The 16771-nt window shown below is 71.1% G+C and carries 16 protein-coding genes; 2 read left to right on the forward strand and 14 right to left on the reverse strand.

Annotated elements, in window-relative coordinates:
• Nucleotides 1–17 precede the first annotated feature (17 nt).
• The 8 genes from AC3WLB_RS21850 to AC3WLB_RS21885 are packed head-to-tail and all read right to left on the reverse strand — an operon-like array spanning nt 18 to nt 10714.
• Nucleotides 18–1985: a bifunctional aldolase/short-chain dehydrogenase gene (locus tag AC3WLB_RS21850; RefSeq protein WP_492509673.1), complete on the reverse strand. Its 1968-nt coding sequence runs from the start codon at nt 1983–1985 to the stop codon at nt 18–20.
• Entirely contained in the window at nt 1982–3475 is a 1494-nt protein-coding gene (locus tag AC3WLB_RS21855) for an FGGY-family carbohydrate kinase (RefSeq protein ID WP_022896521.1), read from the reverse strand. The genes AC3WLB_RS21850 and AC3WLB_RS21855 overlap by 4 nt, the downstream gene beginning before the upstream one ends.
• Before the next feature lie 18 nt (nt 3476–3493).
• Nucleotides 3494–5140, reverse strand: a complete 1647-nt coding sequence (locus tag AC3WLB_RS21860) for a glycerol-3-phosphate dehydrogenase/oxidase (protein WP_492509675.1) — start codon at nt 5138–5140, stop codon at nt 3494–3496.
• 5 nt (nt 5141–5145) lie between these two features.
• Nucleotides 5146–6048, reverse strand: coding sequence for a 3-hydroxy-5-phosphonooxypentane-2,4-dione thiolase (gene lsrF, locus AC3WLB_RS21865; protein WP_492509677.1), 903 nt, complete (start codon nt 6046–6048; stop codon nt 5146–5148).
• Nucleotides 6041–7081: an ABC transporter permease gene (locus tag AC3WLB_RS21870; RefSeq protein ID WP_492509679.1), complete on the reverse strand. Its 1041-nt coding sequence runs from the start codon at nt 7079–7081 to the stop codon at nt 6041–6043. The genes lsrF and AC3WLB_RS21870 overlap by 8 nt, the downstream gene beginning before the upstream one ends.
• Nucleotides 7078–8049, reverse strand: coding sequence for an ABC transporter permease (locus tag AC3WLB_RS21875; RefSeq protein ID WP_492509681.1), 972 nt, complete (start codon nt 8047–8049; stop codon nt 7078–7080). The genes AC3WLB_RS21870 and AC3WLB_RS21875 overlap by 4 nt, the downstream gene beginning before the upstream one ends.
• Nucleotides 8046–9599, reverse strand: coding sequence for a sugar ABC transporter ATP-binding protein (locus tag AC3WLB_RS21880; protein WP_492509683.1), 1554 nt, complete (start codon nt 9597–9599; stop codon nt 8046–8048). The genes AC3WLB_RS21875 and AC3WLB_RS21880 overlap by 4 nt, the downstream gene beginning before the upstream one ends.
• Nucleotides 9600–9634: 35 nt before the next feature.
• Nucleotides 9635–10714: a substrate-binding domain-containing protein gene (locus tag AC3WLB_RS21885; RefSeq protein WP_492509685.1), complete on the reverse strand. Its 1080-nt coding sequence runs from the start codon at nt 10712–10714 to the stop codon at nt 9635–9637.
• Nucleotides 10715–10911: 197 nt separating this feature from the next.
• Between AC3WLB_RS21885 and AC3WLB_RS21890 the strand changes: the two genes are divergently transcribed.
• On the forward strand, nt 10912–11661 hold the full coding sequence (locus tag AC3WLB_RS21890; protein ID WP_492509687.1) for a GntR family transcriptional regulator: 750 nt from the start codon (nt 10912–10914) through the stop codon (nt 11659–11661).
• Between the two features lie 31 nt (nt 11662–11692).
• On the opposite strand, the gene AC3WLB_RS21895 is transcribed toward AC3WLB_RS21890, so the two are convergent.
• From AC3WLB_RS21895 to AC3WLB_RS21905, 3 genes are read right to left on the reverse strand one after another with little or no spacing between them, the layout of a single operon-like run.
• Nucleotides 11693–12859, reverse strand: coding sequence for a UDP-N-acetylmuramate dehydrogenase (locus AC3WLB_RS21895; protein WP_492509688.1), 1167 nt, complete (start codon nt 12857–12859; stop codon nt 11693–11695).
• A complete protein-coding gene (locus AC3WLB_RS21900) occupies nt 12856–13290 on the reverse strand; it encodes a MaoC/PaaZ C-terminal domain-containing protein (protein WP_022898867.1) in 435 nt (144 codons plus the stop codon). Before AC3WLB_RS21900 ends, AC3WLB_RS21895 begins: the two co-directional genes overlap by 4 nt.
• Nucleotides 13287–13733: a MaoC family dehydratase N-terminal domain-containing protein gene (locus AC3WLB_RS21905; protein WP_022898868.1), complete on the reverse strand. Its 447-nt coding sequence runs from the start codon at nt 13731–13733 to the stop codon at nt 13287–13289. Before AC3WLB_RS21905 ends, AC3WLB_RS21900 begins: the two co-directional genes overlap by 4 nt.
• A 65-nt stretch (nt 13734–13798) precedes the next feature.
• Between AC3WLB_RS21905 and AC3WLB_RS21910 the strand changes: the two genes are divergently transcribed.
• Nucleotides 13799–14731: a Ppx/GppA phosphatase family protein gene (locus AC3WLB_RS21910; RefSeq protein WP_492509691.1), complete on the forward strand. Its 933-nt coding sequence runs from the start codon at nt 13799–13801 to the stop codon at nt 14729–14731.
• A 73-nt stretch (nt 14732–14804) separates the two neighbouring features.
• Here AC3WLB_RS21910 and AC3WLB_RS21915 read toward each other — a convergent pair whose 3' ends face one another.
• The 3 genes from AC3WLB_RS21915 to AC3WLB_RS21925 all read right to left on the reverse strand — a co-directional run bounded on the left by AC3WLB_RS21915 (nt 14805) and on the right by AC3WLB_RS21925 (nt 16654).
• Complete coding sequence (locus AC3WLB_RS21915) at nt 14805–15614, reverse strand: TrmH family RNA methyltransferase (RefSeq protein WP_492509693.1); 810 nt, start codon at nt 15612–15614, stop codon at nt 14805–14807.
• Nucleotides 15615–15655: 41 nt separating this feature from the next.
• Nucleotides 15656–16147 carry a VanZ family protein gene (locus AC3WLB_RS21920; protein ID WP_492509695.1) on the reverse strand — a complete coding sequence of 164 codons (492 nt, stop codon included), beginning with the start codon at nt 16145–16147 and terminating at the stop codon, nt 15656–15658.
• 240 nt (nt 16148–16387) lie between these two features.
• On the reverse strand, nt 16388–16654 hold the full coding sequence (locus AC3WLB_RS21925; RefSeq protein WP_492509697.1) for a hypothetical protein: 267 nt from the start codon (nt 16652–16654) through the stop codon (nt 16388–16390).
• Nucleotides 16655–16771: the final 117 nt, after the last annotated feature.

Here is a 16771-nt window from a genome sequence, read left to right on the forward strand (position 1 = left end):
CGCCGCGCCGGAGCGGGTCAGATCACGCGCTCGTTGCCGCCGTCGACGGTCAGCCGGGCACCCGTGGTGGCGCCGAGCGTCGTGCTCGCCACCGCGAGCACCGCCTCGGCCACGTCGGCACTGGTCACCTCGACACCGAGCAGGTTGCGCGTGCGGTACTGCTCCTCGGTGAGGCCGTAGCTCGCAGCGCGCTCGCGCAGGAGTTCCGGTGTCCAGATGCCGGTGTCGAACACGGCATCCGGTTCGACCGCGTTGACCCGGATGCCCTCGGCCGCCCACTCCAGTGCGGCCACCCGCATCAACTGCGCCGCCGCCGCCTTGCTGGCCGAGTACGCCGCCGCACCCGGACCGGGCGCCGCGACGTTCTTCGTCGAGACGAGCACGAAGCGGCCGCCGCGGGGTGCGAGCGCCAGGTACGGATGCGTGGCGCGCATGCAGCGCAGCACCGCCGCGCTGTTCACCCGGAGGCTCCGCTCCCAGTCGGCATCCGAGACCTCGTGCACGGGCGCCGGGCTCGCGAAGATGCCCGCAGCCGCCACGACCACGTCCACCCCGCCGAAGGCGCGAACGGCGCGCTCGACGGCCTGCTCCAACACCTCGGGGTCGGCCGCGTCGCCCGGCACGCCGATCCAGGCCGGCCCGGCGAAGACCTCCCGCACGGAGGCGGCGAGGTCGACTCCCACCACCGCTGCCCCGGCGGCGAGCAGACGCTCCGCCACCGCTCGGCCGATGCCCGACGCCGCTCCGGTGACCAGCGCGACCTCGCCCCGCAGAGGGGGTTCAGCACCGAGGCGCCGGATGCGCGCCTGCTCGAGCTCCCAGTACTCGATGTCGAAGGTCTCCGCCTCGCCCAGGGAGCGGTAGCCGCCTGAGGCGTCGGCCGCGTCGACCACCGCGATGGTGTGGCGGTAGAGGTCCTCCACCGCCCTGGCGTCGGACACGGTCGCGCCCGCCGTCAGGAGCCCGAGCTCGGGATCGAGCACCACCCGGGGCGCCGGGTCGAGCGGCTCGAGCTCGCCCACGACCCGGGGACGGTTGCGTTCGACGTAGGCACGGTACGCCTCGGCGTAGCCGGCGACGTCGCGGCCGAGCAGCGGCAGCCGCTTGGTGCGGATGACGTGCTCCGGCGTGATGGTGCCCCTCGACGTCACCGCATCGAGATCGGGACGGCTCGCGAAGCGCCGCGCCCGCGCCGATCCGCTCTGCCGGAGGATCATCGGGCGCGACGCGGCCCGGGAGAGCTCTCGCCGAAGTGCCGCGATGTCGCGAGCGGAGCCCGGCCGGGCACCACCGCCCTCCCCCTCGCCGTCGTCTCCCGCGGGCGCGTCGAGGGGCGCACCGAGCGCCGCACCGGCACGACTCACGAGCTCGCGGTGCCGCTCGAGCGCCTCGTCGGCACTGTCGGCGAAGGTGAACAGTCCGTGGTTCATCAGTACCAGCGCATCCACCCGGCCGTGGGCCACCTCGGGCAGCTGCGCCACGGCCCGCGCCAGGTCGAAGCCCGGCTTGACGTAGCGAAGCACGGCCACGTCGTCGCCGAACACCTCGCGCACGAAGGATTCGCCGCGCTCGGTGTTGGTGACGGCGACGACGGCGTCGGCGTGACTGTGCAGCACCACCCGTGCGGGCAGCACCGCGTGCAGGATCGCTTCGATCGAGGCTGCGGGCGCGGCCGCATCGAGCGACGCCTGCTTCAACTCGTTCACCATCGCCGTGTCGCTGAGGGTGTCGAGCCGGGCGAGCTCGAGCAGCCGCGCCCGTCGCAGCGGCGCGAAGCCGGGCTGCTCGATGCTCGCGAGGTTCCAGCCGCTGCCCTTCACCCACACGACCTCGACCTCCTCGCCGGTGACGTCGCGCTGGTACCCCTTCACGGAGGTGTTGCCGCCGCCGTGCAGTACGAGCGCGGGGTCGCTGCCGAGCAGCCGGGAGACGCGGACGATGTCGGCGAGCGGAGAACCGGCATCCGTCGCGGTCGATCCGTTCACAGCGCCGCCGCCGTCCACACCGCGTCGAGTGCGGTGAGCGCCGCGTCGAAGCGGCGGTTCTGGGTGAGGTAGGAGAGCCGGTCGGTGCCCGGGCGCACGACGAGTGCCGGATCCGGGTCGCTCCGCCATCCCGCGACGTCGTGCCCCACGGCTCCGGCGGCGAGCCACGCGACACCCCGCGCACCCAGTTCGGTGCCGAGCTGGCGACGCACCGGGTGCCCGATGATGTCGGCGAACATCTGGGCCCACACCGGGTTCTTCGCGCCGCCGCCCGCGAGCGTCCACGGCGCATCCGTCACCGCCGCGCCCCGTTGCAGCTTCTCGAGCTGCACCCGGTGGTACTGGGTGATGCCCTCGGCCACGGCGCGGGCGAACTCGCGGTACCCGTGGTGAGCCTGGGCGCCGAGGAAGGTGCCCGTGGCGCCGAGGTGGTCGGGAGCGCCGTTGATGAAGGGGAGGAAGAGCAGACCGTCGGCGCCGGCGGGCACGGTGGATGCCGCGTGCAGGAGGTCGCGGGGGGAGAGTCCTTCCACCGAAGCCGAGGACATGATGGAAGCGAACCACTCGATGCTCGCCGCCGAGGTGGGCGCGACCTCCTGCGCGAGCATGTGCCGGGGGTCGGGCAGCAGCGCGTTGAGGGTGACTCGCGGCGGTGGACCCGCGGCGGGCACCACGACCGAGTTGATGGCCCAGGTGCCGACGATGACGGTGACATCGGTGGGATCGGTGCTGCCCGCGCCGAGCGGGCTGGCCACGCAGTCCATGCAGCCGGCCACGACGGGGATGCCGAGCGGCAGGCCGGTGGCGGCCGCCGCCGCCGCGGTGACCGAGCCGACCACGTCGCCCGAGGCGAACAGCGGTGGGAACTTCTCCCGCAACGCCCGCGACAGGCCGAGGTTGTCGAGCGTGCTGGGGGCGTAGACGCGGTGCTCGAGGTCGACCAGACCGCAGGCCGACGCATCCGAGAGGTCGGCGCTCGGTGTGCCGGTGAGGTTGAGCGTGATCCAGTCCTTGCAGGTGAGCACCCAGGCGGCGCGGTCGACCGACTCCGGCTCGTTCTCGGCGAGCCAGGCCAGGAGCACCGCGGGCTGGCCGGCCCACGGCACCGAGCCCGTCACCCGCTGCTCACGGTCGATCGTGGCCGCGTCGAGCCGGCCGACGATGCTCTCGGCCCGGTTGTCGTTCGACGCGATCGCCGGCCGGGCGGGCCGCAGGTCGGCGTCGACGAGGTAGAGCCCGTTGCCGTGCCCGGTCGCGCCCACGGCCGCCGGGGTCACGCCGAGGCGGGCCAGCTTGGCCGTGAGTTCGCAGAGCACTCCGGAGACGACGCTCCAGAGGGCATCCATGTCGATCTCCTGGCGCCCGCCGCGCGACGCGATGCGCGGGTTGGCCGCCGAGACGGTCAGGATCTCGTCGCCGGCCGGCCCGAACGCGGCCGCCTTGGCCGAGGTGAGGCCGACGTCGATCCCGATGAAACAGCTGGTCGTCATTGATCGTTCCGCTTCGCGTTACTTCGTCGTGTCGGGCAGGGAGCGAGCGGCACGAGGCCGGAACCGCTGCGCTGACCGAGAATACCGGGCCACCTGCTCCCGGGCGTACTCCTCGGGCCAGCCGGCGTGCGACACGCAGATCGCCGCCACGGGTTCGGCGGCCGACAGCCCGACATCGCCGTTCACGCCGATGGCGGTGCGCCTCAGGATGATGTCCTCGAGCGTGAGCGCTCCCTCCTCACGGACGGCGTGCACCACCTCGGCGGCGAGGGCGCCGGTGTCGGGGTCGACCACGCGGGCGAGCTCCGGGTCGGCCACGGCGAGCGCCTGCACGCGCTCGGCGATGACGCCGTAAGTGTCGACGAGCCGGGTGGCCGCGGCCCGGCCGAGCGGCGAGGAGGCGAGGAAGCGCGCACGATACTGTTCCCAGTCGCCCTCGGGCGCGCCGGGCAGAGCCTCGTCTCGGGTGGGCGATGAGGTGGCGCCGCGGCCGAGCACCTTCACCAGCAGCGCACCCATCTGCTCGCCGAGCGCCCGGTGCGTGGTGAGCTTGCCGCCGACGATGGTGATGAGGCCCTGCTCCGCCTTGTCGTGCTGCACGAACTGGTGCTCGCGGGTGACGGATGCCGGGTCGTCGACATCGCCCACGTAGGGCAGCGGGCGCACGCCGGAATACGACCACAGCACGTCCTCGGGCACGAGCTTCGCCTCGGGGATGAGCCCGTTCACCGCGTCGAAGAGGTACTGCACCTCGTCGTCGTCGGTGACGATCTCCTCGATGTCGCCGTCGAACGGGATGTCGGTGGTGCCGAGCATGTACCGGCCGGCCCACGGGAGGATGAACATGGGCCGGGTGTCGGTGGCCTCGAAGAAGATGCAGGTGTCGGGGGCGCCGGGGAAGGGGTCGACCACGATGTGGCTGCCCTTCGTCGGCCCGATGCGCCGGGTGCCGTCTCCGGCGAGGGTGAGCACCGCATCCACCCACGGTCCCGCCGCATTCACCACGACCGACGCGTTCAGCTCGTGGCTGCCGCCGTCGCGGCTCTCGTAGCGCACCCCGGTGACCCGCCCGCCCGAGCGCAGCAGACCCGTGACGGGGGTGTGCGTGAAGACGAGGGCGCCGTGTTCCTGGGCGCTGGCCGCGATCTCGACGCAGAGGCGCTCGGTGAGCTCCACGCTCGAGTCGTAGAACAGTCCGCCCCAGCGCAGCCCGGCGGCCTCGAGCGAGGGCCACCGCTTCTTGAGGCCGCGCCGGAAGACCACCCGGTTGGCCGGCAACGGTTTGGGTTTCGGGAAGGAGAGCACGTCGTGCAGGAGCAGACCGCAGACGAGCATCCAGCCCGGCCGGCTCTGCGACGCCGAGAACGGGATGAGCATCGGGTAGGGCTTCACCAGGTGCGGTGCGTGCGCGAGCAGCCGGTTTCGCTCGCGGATCGACTCGAAGACCAGCTTGAGCTGGAAGCGCTCGAGGTACTTCAGGCCGCCGTGGATGAGTCTCGTCGAGATGCTGGAGGTGCGCGCCCCGATGTCGTCGCGGTCGAACAGCGCCACGCTGAGACCGCGCGCGGCGGCCTCCCGGGCCACGGCGAGGCCGTTGATGCCGGCGCCGATCACGGCCACGTCGACCGATTGAACGCCGAGGTGGTCGGTGTTGAGCAGGGTCACGGCGATCAGACTCCGGCCGGCGCGAGCTGCGAGTCGGCGGCGAGGCTGCGGAACAGCTCGAACGCGTCCTCGGCGCCCAGCCCGTCGTGCACCACGGCGCGCACGGCCGTGATCATGGCCAGCGGATGCTCGGACTGGAAGATGTTGCGCCCCATGTCGACCCCGGCCGCGCCCTGGTCGATCGCCTTGAAGGCCACGTCGAGCGCCTCACGCTCGGGCACCTTCTTGCCGCCGGCGATGATGATCGGCACGGGGCAGGAGGCGGTGACGGTCTCGAACCCCTCCTCGACGAAGTAGGTCTTCACGAACTGGGCGCCGAGCTCGGCCGGGATGCGGGTGGCGAGCCGGAAGTACCGGGCGTCACGCACCATCTCGCGACCGACGGCCGTGACCGCGAGCACCGGGATGCCGGCCGCCTGCCCCTGGTCGACCAGGGTGGACATGTTGCGGATCGACCGCGTCTCGTGCTCGCCGCCGACGAAGACCTGAATGGCCATCGCCGCAGCATCCAGACGCACCGCCTCGTCGATGCCGAGGGTGATCTCCTCGTCGGAGAGCTCCTTCAGCACGGACGGGCCGCCGCTGGCCCGGAGCACGACGCCCGCCGGGCTCTCGGCCGGGATGGTCGTGCGGAGCGCCCCGCGGGTGAGCATGAGCGCGTCGGCCGAGGGGGCGAGCGGCAGGATGGAGCGGTCGAGCTGCTCGAGCCCCGAGGTGGGGCCCTGGAAGTAGCCGTGATCGAAGGCGAGCATGACGGTCTTGCCGGTGTCGGGCCGGAAGATGCGCGACAGCCGGCTGCGCATGCCCCAGTCCTGGCCGCCGAGGCCCTTGAGGTGGAACCCGCTGCGCGCGGCCGGCTCGGCGGCGGAGAAGTCGGAGGCTTCGCGGAGGTCGTCGAGGTCAGGCATGGATGTTCTCCTTGATCTGGGGGGTGGGGATGGCAGCCGGGTCGGCGTGCCCCGAGGGGTGCCGCCGCAGCGAGTCGAGGAAGCGGGCGAGGGAGCTGCGACCCGTCTTGGTGACGGAGCTCGAGATGACGATCACGGCGACGACGAGCAGACCCTTCAGCACGTTCTGCATGCCGAGGTTCCAGCCGACGAGGGTGAGCAGGCTCGACAGCAGCACGAAGAACACCGCGCCGGTCCACAGTCCGGTCACCACCGGCCGGCCACCGGCGATAAGGGTTCCGCCGAGCACGACGACGGCGATCGAGTCGAGCAGGTAGGAGTCGCCGAGCACCGTGCTCGGAGAGATGAACGCCGAGAGCAGCCCGCCGGCGAGTCCGGCGAAGGCGCCGGAGAGCAGATAGGTGGTGACGATGGTGGAGGTGACGCCGAGGCCCGCCTTGCGCGCGGCCGGAGCGCTCTGCCCGATCGCCGCGACGGAGAGCCCGTAGACGGTGCGGGTGAGCACCACGGCCACCAGCACGGTGATCGCGGCCACGATGACGGCGATGATCGGGACGCCGAGCACGCGGGCGTTCACGAAACCGCGGAGCGCCGCATCCGCTCCGGCTCGGTTGGCGTCGGCGAGCAGGAGCGTGGCGCTCGCCACGACGAGGCTCGTGGCCAGGGTCGCGATGATCGGCGGGACGCGCAGCAGCATGATGGCGATCACGCTGCACGCGGCTGCGGCGACACCGGCCAGCACGGCGGCCGCGATGCCCGCCACCGGGCCCGCGGCACTGCCCACCGCGACGGCGACGTAGGAGCTCATCGAGACGATGGCACCGACCGAGACGTCGATGTTGCCCGGGCCCAGCGTGATGACGAGCATCTGCCCGATCGACACCAGCACGAGATACGGCGCGAGCGTGAGTGCTTGCACCACCGGTCCGCCCGGATTGCCGCCGGAGACCGTGAGGATGCAGAGCCAGATGCCGACGACGCCGAGCATCGACCAGCCCCAGGCGGGCCAACGGAGAGAACGCAGCGTGGTCATCGAACGAACCTCTCGGTGATGATGCGCCCGGCCAGCACGGCGAGCACGATGATTCCCTGGGCCGCGGACTGCAGACTCGACGACAGGTTGATGAGGCCGAGCAGCACGGTGATGAGGGCGAGGGTGACCACGCCGAACGTCGTGCCGATCGGGAACGACTGGCCACCCGAGAAGTTGCCGCCGCCGAGGATGACCGCGGCGATGGTGACCAGGGTGAAGTTCGAGGCCGAGTTGGCGTCGCCCGACTGCGTCTGCGAGGCCAGCACGAGCCCCGCGAGCACGGCGAGCACCGCGGCGGCCACGTAGGTCAGCACGCGGGTTCTGATGAGCGAGACCCCCGCCCGGCCGAGGGTGGCAGGACTCGAGCCGAGTGCGCGCATCCGGGTGCCGAATCGGCTCCGCTTGGCGATCAGCCAGGCCACCAGGGTGATGGCGACGATCCACACCACCGGCGCCGGGATCCAGGTGGGGCGCCAGGCACTGAGCTGGCCGAGCCACTCGGGGGTGGCACCGCCCGGCGTCGGCAGCAGCTGCAGCGCGAGCCCGAGCCACACGAATGACATGCCGAGCGTGGCGATGATCGAGGGCACGTTGCGCTTCTGCACGATCACCGCGAGCAGCCCGTAGACCGCGACGATGCCGACGAGCGCCAGCACACCGAGCGCAGGGTCGGTGCTCAGCAGGGTCGCGGCGATGACGGTCACGAGGCCCACCAGCTGCCCGATGCCGAGGTCGATGTCGCCGACCGACATGATCAGCATCTGCGCCTGCGCCGCCAGGAGCAACGGCACGGCGGCGGTGAGCATCAGCGTGATGCCGTAGACGCTCAGGATGCCCGGCTGGTTCACCGCGGCGATCACGAAGATGACGATCATCGCCACGAGCGAGAGGGCGCCGGGCACGCTGTGCCGCGCGCCGATCACGGTTCGCCGGCGGAGGCCGGGGAGGGTGGTGGCGATGGCACTCATGATCGGTCTCCTCGGTCGCCTCGGGCAGGGGTGGGCTGGTGTTCGTCGAAGGACTCCGCGATCACGCGCTCCTCGGTGATGTCGGCCCCGGCGAGTTCAGCGACGATGCGCCCGGCGCGGAACACGTACACCCGGTCGCAGTGGGCGACCTCCTTGTTCTCGGTCGAGTACCAGACGATGCAGCGGCCGCGCGCGGCCTCCGTCTTCATCAGCGTGTAGAGCTCGTCCTTGGTGGCGACGTCGACGCCGCGGAACGGGTCGTTGAGGAGCACCAGCGGCGCATCCGTGGCGAAGGCCCGGGCGACCAGCACCTTCTGCTGGTTGCCGCCGCTGAGGCTCGTGATCGGTGCTCGCGCCCCGCCCTTGATGGAGAGGGACTGCACCCAGCCGTCAGCGAGCGCCCGGCGTCGGGCACGCGGCACGAAGCCCACCCGGGCGAGTTCCCGGGCAGCCGCCACGGCGAGGTTGTCGGCCACGCTCCAGAGCGGGAAGATGCCGCTGGTCTGCCGGTCGCCGGGCACGTAGGCACGTCGGCGCGGAACCGTGATGCGGCGCGAGAGCCGGGTGAACCAGAGCCGGTCGAGCAGCTCGTCCTGACCTTGACCCGCGAGCCCGGCCAGGCCGACGATCTCGCCCGCCCGCGCCTGGAACGGCAGCGAGCTGCCGGGGAGGGCGGCGGATGCGACCACCGCGCCCGCACCGAGCGACGTCGCCGATTCCGGCACGTCGTGCACGCGGGAGCTCTCGCCACGCACCTCGCCGCCCATCGCGACGAGCAGTTCGTCCTCGTCGGTGTCGGCGGCGGCGCGGGTGAGCACGGTGCGTCCGTCCTTCAGCACCGAGATGCGGTCGGAGTGCTCGAGCACCTCGTTCATGCGGTGCGAGATGAGCAGGATGCTCACACCACGCCCCGCGAGCACGTGGAGGTACCGGTAGAGCTGGCGCATCGCATCCACCCCGAGCGACTCGGTCGGCTCGTCGAGGATGAGGAGCGCGGGCGGCACGGAGCAGAGTGCGCGCGCGATCTCCACCACCTGGCGCTCGGCCATCGCCAGCTCCCCCACGAAGCGGGGCAGCTCGATGCCGTGGCCGGGGAACACCTCGTCGAGCACGGCGGCGATGCGCGTCTCGGCGGCGCGACGCCAGCCGAGCGAGCGGATGCGGCGACGGTCGCTCAGGAAGGCGTTCTCGGCCACCGTGAGTTCGGGCGCGAGCGAGAGTTCCTGGTAGGCCATGCGCACACCCGCCGACTCCGCCCGGCGGGCCGACCAGAGCGCACTCACGTCGGCGCCGTCGAACTCGATCGACCCGGCGCTCGGTTTCTCCAGCCCGCTCAGGATGCGCATGAGGGTGCTCTTGCCGGCACCGTTGTGACCGACGAGCCCGTGGATCTCGCCCGGAGCCACCACGAGGTCGACCCCGCTCAGGGCACGGGTCACCCCGTAGTCCTTCACGATGCCGCTCACCCGGATGCGGGCGGCGCCGTCGTGCGCGTCGCCCGGACGGGCGGCATCCGCAGGGCACGGGCGCGTTGCAGTGGTGGTGCCCATGGCTCCTCCTCGGTACTCGTCGGTCACAGGTCGGATCAGCCCGCGGCGGTGGGCGCCGGAGCGTCCTCGCCGGCGGCGATCGCCTTGAGGGCGGCGTCGACGCTCTCCTCGTCCCACGGCAGCGAGGCGTACTCGTCGGCTCCGAGGTCGGCGTAGTCGGCCAGCTGGTCCTTAGAGATCTGCAGGAGCGGCAGAACGACCTCGTTCGGCACGTCCTCACCGGCGGCGATCTTCGTGGCGATGTAGAGCGCGGCCACGGCCTGGCCGGGATCGGTCAGCGCTGCGAACGAACCGTTGTCGATGCCGGAGTCCTGCCAGAACTTCAGCGACTTGCCGTCGGTGTCGAACACCACCACGGGCAGCGGGCGCCCGGCCGACTCGAAGGCCTGCACCACGCCCATGCCGCCGATGCAGCCGGGCACGGCCGCGATCTCGGGCAGTGAACCGAGCACGCCCACGATCTCCTTCTGGGCGGTGCTGCTGTCGCAGAAGCCGTTCACTTCGGCCGCCACGGTGACGTCGGGGTAGTCCTTGAGGATCTCCTGCTCGCGGTTGTTGAACTCCTCTTCGGGCTGCGAGCCGACCACACCACGGTTGATGATGATGTTGCCCTTGCCGCCGATCGCGTCGAGGGCCGGCATGAGGGACGCCTCGCCCCACTGGTCGTAGGCGTTCCGAACCACGGTGCCGCAGGAGGTCTCCATGTCGGCGTCGAGGATGATCACGGTGATCTGCGCCGAGCAGGCCTCCTCGATGACGGGCTTCAGCGCGGTGGAGGAAGCCGGGATGACCATCAGCACATCCGGCTTCTGCAGGATGAGCGAGCGGATCTGCGAGGCCTGCTCGGTGGCGCTGTTCTCGCCCGGAGCGTTCACGACCGTGTAGTCGGAGACCTTGCCGTCGGCCTTGAGGGCGTCGGCGGCCTCTTCGAACTTGTTGATCAGGGTGAGCCGCCAGCCGTTCACGAAGCCGTTGCTCAGGGCGACCGACAGGCCTTCGCCACTTCCGGATGCGGTGCTCTCACCTGCCCCGGATGCTCCGGCGCAACCGGTCAGGGCCAGGGCCGCGGCGGCCACGGCCCCCACCGCCATCATGCGTACTCGGGTCAACTTCATCGTCTGCCTCCTGGGATCGCGTCATTGCGGACTGTGGTGCCGGTCATGACAAACTCGTCATTACTGACTTGTAGTTACAGGACTGTAAACGGTAGAGTCCTGGCTGTCAACACAAGCGATGTCGCTAGGGTGAGATCGGCGCCGGGTGCCGAAAGCCGCTGGGTGAGCGAGGTCGGCCGGAGGAGCGGAGCAGCAGGATGAACAACGACGGGGAGCGCTTCGCGCTCGACCGGGATGCCGTCGAACCGCTCTGGGCGCAGTTGGCCGCGGAGTTGCGCAGCGCCATCCGCGACGGCGAACTGCGCCCCGACCAGGCACTCCCCTCCGAGAGCGAGCTGGTGGCACGCTACGGCGTGAGTCGCACCGTCGTGCGCGAGGCGCTGTCCGAGCTCGTGCGTGCCGGACTCATCTACAAGATCCGGGCGAAGGGGTCGTTCGTCTCGCCCCCCACCCGTGACCTGCGCTTCGTGGGCTCATCCGGCGGTTCCGCCGCCGACCTGGTCGCGAGCGGGCGCAACGTCAGCACCCGGGTGCTGCAGCAGGAGTCCGCCCGCGCCGACGCCGAGCAGGCCGAGATGCTCGGCATCGCCGAGGGCGACGAGGTCACCCACCTGCGCCGGCTCCGCGTGGTCGACGGCACGCCGTGGCTCCTCGTCGACACCGTGCTGCCCAAGGCCATCGCACCGGGGCTCGAACGGGCACCGCTCGAGAACCGCTCGCTCTACGACTACCTGCGCCGCACCCACGGCATCGTGCCCGGCAACGCCGACCGGTGGCTCCGCGCCGTGATTCCCGAGCCCGAGTCCGCCGACCTGCTCGAGCTGGCTGCGGGGGCCCCCGCGCTCAGCATCGAATCGGTCGCCTTCGACCAGGAGGGGCGCCCGTTCGAGTTCTACCGCGGACTGCACCGCAGCGACGAGTCGCGGTTCTACGTCGGCATCCGCTGACCGCACCGCCGGCAGCCGGCCGGACCGCTCGTCAGAGTTCGTGCCCGAGGAATACGGGCTCGGGCTGCAGCAGCACGCCGAACTCGGCGAGCACGCGGCCCTGCACATAACGCGCCAGCTCGGCGACGTCGGCCGCAGCACCGGCCCCGGATGCGCCCTCACGATTCACGATCGCGAGGGTGTGCTTGCTCGAGATGGCGGCGGTCGAGCCCGGCAGCGCGAAGCCCCGGCGCACGCCGGCGTTCTCGATCAGCCACGCCGCGCTGAGCTTCACGTGGTACTCCCGCGGCTCTGGTTCGACGGCGCGGGCCGAGAGGAGCGCGGCTGCCGCCGCCTCGTCGTCGAGCGGCACCACGAGGTCGGGTTCCTCCGGCTCGACCGGCCAGCGCGGCGCGGCCTGCGGCAGGCTCCTGGCGAAGTGCTCGTCGACGATCGGGTTGGTGAAGAACGAGCCGGCGCTCACCGAGTCGGGGTCGGCGGCGTCGAGCACCATGCCCTTGCTCGCGCGGAGCGACAGCACCGCCGCCCGCACGTCGGCCACGGGCATCCGGTCGCCGACCTCGACGCCGAGAGCGGATGCGAGCTGCGCGTAGTCGACCGGTTCGCCGAGCCCGCCGCCGTCGTGCAGCTCGAAGGTCACCGAGAGGATGACGCCGCGGAGGCCGCGCTTGAACACGCTGGAGCGGTACGACAGCTCGAGCTCCTCGCGCGGCATCCGGCGCACCGCGCCCGTGCCGTAGTCGAGGAAGTCGACCGACACGACGGCCTGCGCCACCTCCTGGCCGTAGGCGCCGATGTTCTGGATCGGCGCCGCCCCGACCGACCCCGGGATACCCGACAGCGCCTCGATGCCGCTCCACCCGTGCTCGACGGTGTGGCGCACGAGGTCGTCCCACGACTCCCCCGCCTGCACCCGGAGCCGCACCAAGCCGGTCTTCGCCACGAGCTGCGCGATGCCACGACTGGCGACCCGGATGACCGTGCCGACGAAGCCCTCGTCGGCGACCACGACGTTCGACCCGCCGCCGAGCACGAACCAGTCGTCGCCCGACGCCCAGGTGTCGCGCGCGACCTCGAGCAGCTGTGGCTCCGTGGTCGCCGTGACCAGGCGGGCCGCCGGGCCGCCGACCCGCAGCGTCGTCAGCGGGGCGAGCGGCGCATCGAAGACCGACGCCGCCTCCTCGGTGGGGTCGGTCATGGCAGCCGTACGCGCACCTGCGCCTTGCCGAGCACCGTGTCGTCGCCGACCGTGGTCGTGAGGTCGATGCGTGCGGTGCCCGCGGCTTCGTCGATCTGGCCGATCTTCGCCGTCACCGTCAGGTCGGCCCCCGCGACCGGGTCGACGACCACGGGCCGGGTGAACCGCACCTGGTAGCCGTCGACGAGCGTGGGGTCGCCGAGCCAGTCGATCACCGGCTGCACCGCGAGGCCCATGGTGAGCATCCCGTGCGCGAGCACGCCCGGCAAGCCCACCTCGGCGGCGACGTCGTCGCGGTAGTGGATGGCGTTGAAGTCGCCCGAGGCGCCCGCGTAGCGCACGAGCGAATCGCGGGTGAGGTGGTAGCTCGCCGCGGCCACCTGGTCGCCCACCGCGTAGGCGTGCACGACTTCGTGATCCTGCTCGCTCATGCGTCCCCCCTCACCACGAGGGTGGAGACGGCGGTGACGACGTGCTCCCCCTCGGCGTCGGTGACGACCGACTCGGCCACCACCATCGCGTTGCCACCGAGCGCTTTGACGCTCGTCACGGTCAGTTGCGCGCTCAGCTCGTCGCCGGCCACGATGGGCCGCGAGTAGTCGAAGCGCTGCTCGCCGTGCACCACGTGCGTGAGTTCGATGCCGGCGTCGTCCTCGGCGAGCAGCTGGGCGAGCGTGAGCTCCTGCACCACGATCGCGAAGGTGGGCGGTGCCACCAGGTCGTCGTACCCGGCAGCGCGGGCCGCCTCGACGTTGAGATTGATGGGGTTCGACGAGAGCACGGCGCGCGAGAACTCCCGCACCTTCTCACGCCCCACGAGGTAGGAGTTGGTCTTCTCGAACGCGCGTCCGACCAGGTCTGGGTTCACTGCCACGTTCCCAGTCTACGGAGGGGCACTGCGCATCCGCCCGCCGAGGCCCGGTCCACTAGTCTCGGAACGTGCGACTCGGAGTGCTCGACGTGGGCTCAAACACCGTCCATCTCATCGTCGTCGACGCGCATCCCGGTGCACGCCCGGTGCCGGCGGCCTCGCACAAGTCGGTGCTGCGGCTCATGCGCTACCTCGAGCCCGACGGCAGCATCAGCGAGGCGGGGGTGACCGCGATCGTCGAGGCCATCTCGGCCGCGATGGAGGTCGCGCGCCGCGAGGGCATCGAAGAGCTGTTGCCGATGGCCACGTCGGCTCTCCGGGAGGCCACCAACGGCGAGGCGGTGCTCGCCGAGATCGAAGCGTCGACCGGTGTCGCGCTGCGCGTGCTGAGCGGGGCGGATGAGGGGCGGCTCACCTTCCTCGCCATCCGGCGCTGGTACGGCTGGTCGAGCGGCAACATCCTGCTCTTCGACATCGGCGGCGGTTCGCTCGAGATCGCGGCGGGCTCCGACGAGTACCCGGAGGTGGCGGTGTCGCTGCCGCTCGGCGCCGGGCGCACGACGGTTCAGTTCTTCCCCGACGACCCGCCGACGCCCGAGCAGATGCTCGAGCTGCGGGCGTACTCCCGAGCCGTGATGCGGGCGGATGCCCTCCCGCTGTTCGAGACGCTGCCGCCGTTCCAGCACGTGGTGGGCTCGTCGAAGACGATCCGTTCGCTCGCCCGGCTGGCCGGGTCGACGCGGCCGAACCCGGGCGGCGGCGAACCGACCGTGACACTGCGGCGGGCCGACCTCAAGGACTGGATCCCGCGGCTCGGCCAGCTGCCCGCCGACGCCCGGCAGGCGCTGCCCGGCATCACCCCCGACCGCACCTTCCAGATCGTGGCGGGCGCCGTGGTGCTGCACTCGGTGATGAAGCTCTACGACGTGGAGGAGCTCGAGGTCTCGCCCTGGGCGCTCCGCGAGGGCATCCTGTTGCGCTACCTCGACGGCCTGGGTTGACCTCCTCGCGACCCGTCGATTTTGGCCCTAAAACCTGCGGTTTAGGGCCAAAATCGACGGGTCGCGAGGAGGGTCAGCGCGAGACCGCCCACATCGCCACGGCGCTCGCGGCCGCGACGTTGAGGGAGTCGATGCCGTGCAGCATCGGGATCTGCACCACCGTGTCGGCCGCTCCGACGGCCTCGGGGGTGAGCCCCTCGCCCTCGGTGCCGAGCACCAGGGCGACCCGCTCGGGAACGCGGCGTTCGAACTCGCGCAGGCTGACCGCATCCGGAGTGAGCGCCAGCGCCGCCACATGGAAGCCGTGGTCACGGAGCAGCGGCGCGAGCACCGGCCACTCCGGCGCCCGCGTCCAGGGCACCTGCAGCACCGTGCCCATGCTGACGCGGATGGCGCGCCGGTAGAACGGATCGCTGCAGCGCGGGGTGACGAGCACCGCATCCGCCCCGATCGCGCCGGCCGAGCGGAAGATGGCGCCCACGTTCGTGGGGTCGACGACGTTCTCGATCACCACCACGCGGCGAGCCCCGGCGAGCAGGTCTGCGGGTTCGGGCAGCGGTGGACGGTTCATCGAGGCAATCAAGCCGCGATGCAGCAGGTAACCCGTGAGCTCGGCGAGCAGGTCGCCCGGGCCGACGAACACCGGAACGTCCGGATGCCCGGCCTCCGCCAGCGTCGCGAGCGCCTCCTGCTCGCTCGAACCCAGCGCGAGCACCGAGCGCGGAACGTGCCCGGCGCGCAGCGCCCGCTGCAGCACCAGCAGCGACTCGGCGAGGTAGAGACCGTGCTCGGTGCCGCGGGCTTTCTTCAGCGCGACGTCGGTCGCGTGCGCGTAATCGGCCAGGCGCGGGTCGTCGAGCCGCTCGACAGGGATGACGGGCATACCCCGAGCCTAGGGCTGCGACCGCAGGCCGGGCGTCGCCGTCAGGGCGCCGCGGTGGCGCGAGCCGGGCCGGAGGCACGCGCTGCGACGATGGCCCGGGCGATCCCCCAGCCGAGGCACGCACCGACGACGTTCGTGAGGATGTCGTTAATGTCGGCGGTGCGCCCGACGTCGGAGACGTACTGCGTCACCTCGATCGCGACCGTTATCGCGAGCGCCAGGAGGAAGGCGGTGCGGAACCGCACCACGGCGGCGCCGAGCAGCAGCCCGAACGGCACGAACACGGCGACGTTGAGCACCGCGTCGACGGCGGAAGCCGGCCCGTCGACCACGATCGGCACGAGGTTCAGCCGCACCCCGAGCCCGGAACCGGGCCGCAGCGTCATCACCGCGAGCGCGACCAGCCACGCGCCGGCGAGCGGCACCAGCACCCGCGCGTTCAGCCGCCGCCCGCTCACCGCAACGACGAGCGCCACCACGCAGAGCGTGCAGAGCAGCCCGGCGAAGAGCAGGTACAAGACGGAGGTGAGCATCGTGCACGCATCCTCCCACCCGCGCGTCACTGCCTCCTGAGGAAATCCGCTCAGCAGGACCCGCGTGCACCGCGTGACTCTTGGCTGAAGCGGCTAAGACGACATGCCGAAGTAAGACGACTCTTCACGGTCTTGAGGACTCAGACGCCAGCCTCATGCAGTCCCCCCGTGCGCGAAGCGACATCACAGTCCTCCCCACCCGGCAAAGGTGCTAGTTGGTCGGAAGGCTGCGACCACCGATTAGGGGCTGGGCAACACCAGGCCCTGCAGTTCGATCGAATCCCAGCGCGGATTGCGATCCTGGGGATAGAAGGCGACTGAAGTGTCGATGCGGAGACTCACGGCGTTGAGAGTGCATTCTTTCGCGACATCCGACACATCGATAGCTGCGCTAAGTCGCAGCAAGTGACGTCCAAACGATGCGTAAATTCTCTTCGCCGTTGGATAGAGAGCTGGCACTGTTTTGCCCATGCATGTGGTCCATGCGGCAAAGTCGCCCTCGGTCATGTCTAAAGGGACGTCAGAGATGGTCGCGAAGATGGTCTCGATCCGCGATGTTCCTGCAGGTGACGCAGGAACAACGAACGGCACCTGCGAATCGAACGATGCACTAGGAGCCCCAGT

The organism is Herbiconiux sp. FW305-C-125 (genome assembly GCF_058783455.1).

Coding starts and splice junctions, on each gene's coding strand:
- AC3WLB_RS21855 (WP_022896521.1), bottom strand. CDS start 3,475: ATGACGACCAGCTGTTTCATCGGGATCGACGTCGGCCTCACCTCGGCC.
- lsrF (WP_492509677.1), bottom strand. CDS start 6,048: ATGCCTGACCTCGACGACCTCCGCGAAGCCTCCGACTTCTCCGCCGCC.
- AC3WLB_RS21870 (WP_492509679.1), bottom strand. CDS start 7,081: ATGACCACGCTGCGTTCTCTCCGTTGGCCCGCCTGGGGCTGGTCGATG.
- AC3WLB_RS21875 (WP_492509681.1), bottom strand. CDS start 8,049: ATGAGTGCCATCGCCACCACCCTCCCCGGCCTCCGCCGGCGAACCGTG.
- AC3WLB_RS21880 (WP_492509683.1), bottom strand. CDS start 9,599: ATGGGCACCACCACTGCAACGCGCCCGTGCCCTGCGGATGCCGCCCGT.
- AC3WLB_RS21885 (WP_492509685.1), bottom strand. CDS start 10,714: ATGAAGTTGACCCGAGTACGCATGATGGCGGTGGGGGCCGTGGCCGCC.
- AC3WLB_RS21890 (WP_492509687.1), top strand. CDS start 10,912: ATGAACAACGACGGGGAGCGCTTCGCGCTCGACCGGGATGCCGTCGAA.
- AC3WLB_RS21895 (WP_492509688.1), bottom strand. CDS start 12,859: ATGACCGACCCCACCGAGGAGGCGGCGTCGGTCTTCGATGCGCCGCTC.
- AC3WLB_RS21900 (WP_022898867.1), bottom strand. CDS start 13,290: ATGAGCGAGCAGGATCACGAAGTCGTGCACGCCTACGCGGTGGGCGAC.
- AC3WLB_RS21915 (WP_492509693.1), bottom strand. CDS start 15,614: ATGCCCGTCATCCCTGTCGAGCGGCTCGACGACCCGCGCCTGGCCGAT.
- AC3WLB_RS21920 (WP_492509695.1), bottom strand. CDS start 16,147: ATGCTCACCTCCGTCTTGTACCTGCTCTTCGCCGGGCTGCTCTGCACG.
- AC3WLB_RS21925 (WP_492509697.1), bottom strand. CDS start 16,654: ATGACCGAGGGCGACTTTGCCGCATGGACCACATGCATGGGCAAAACA.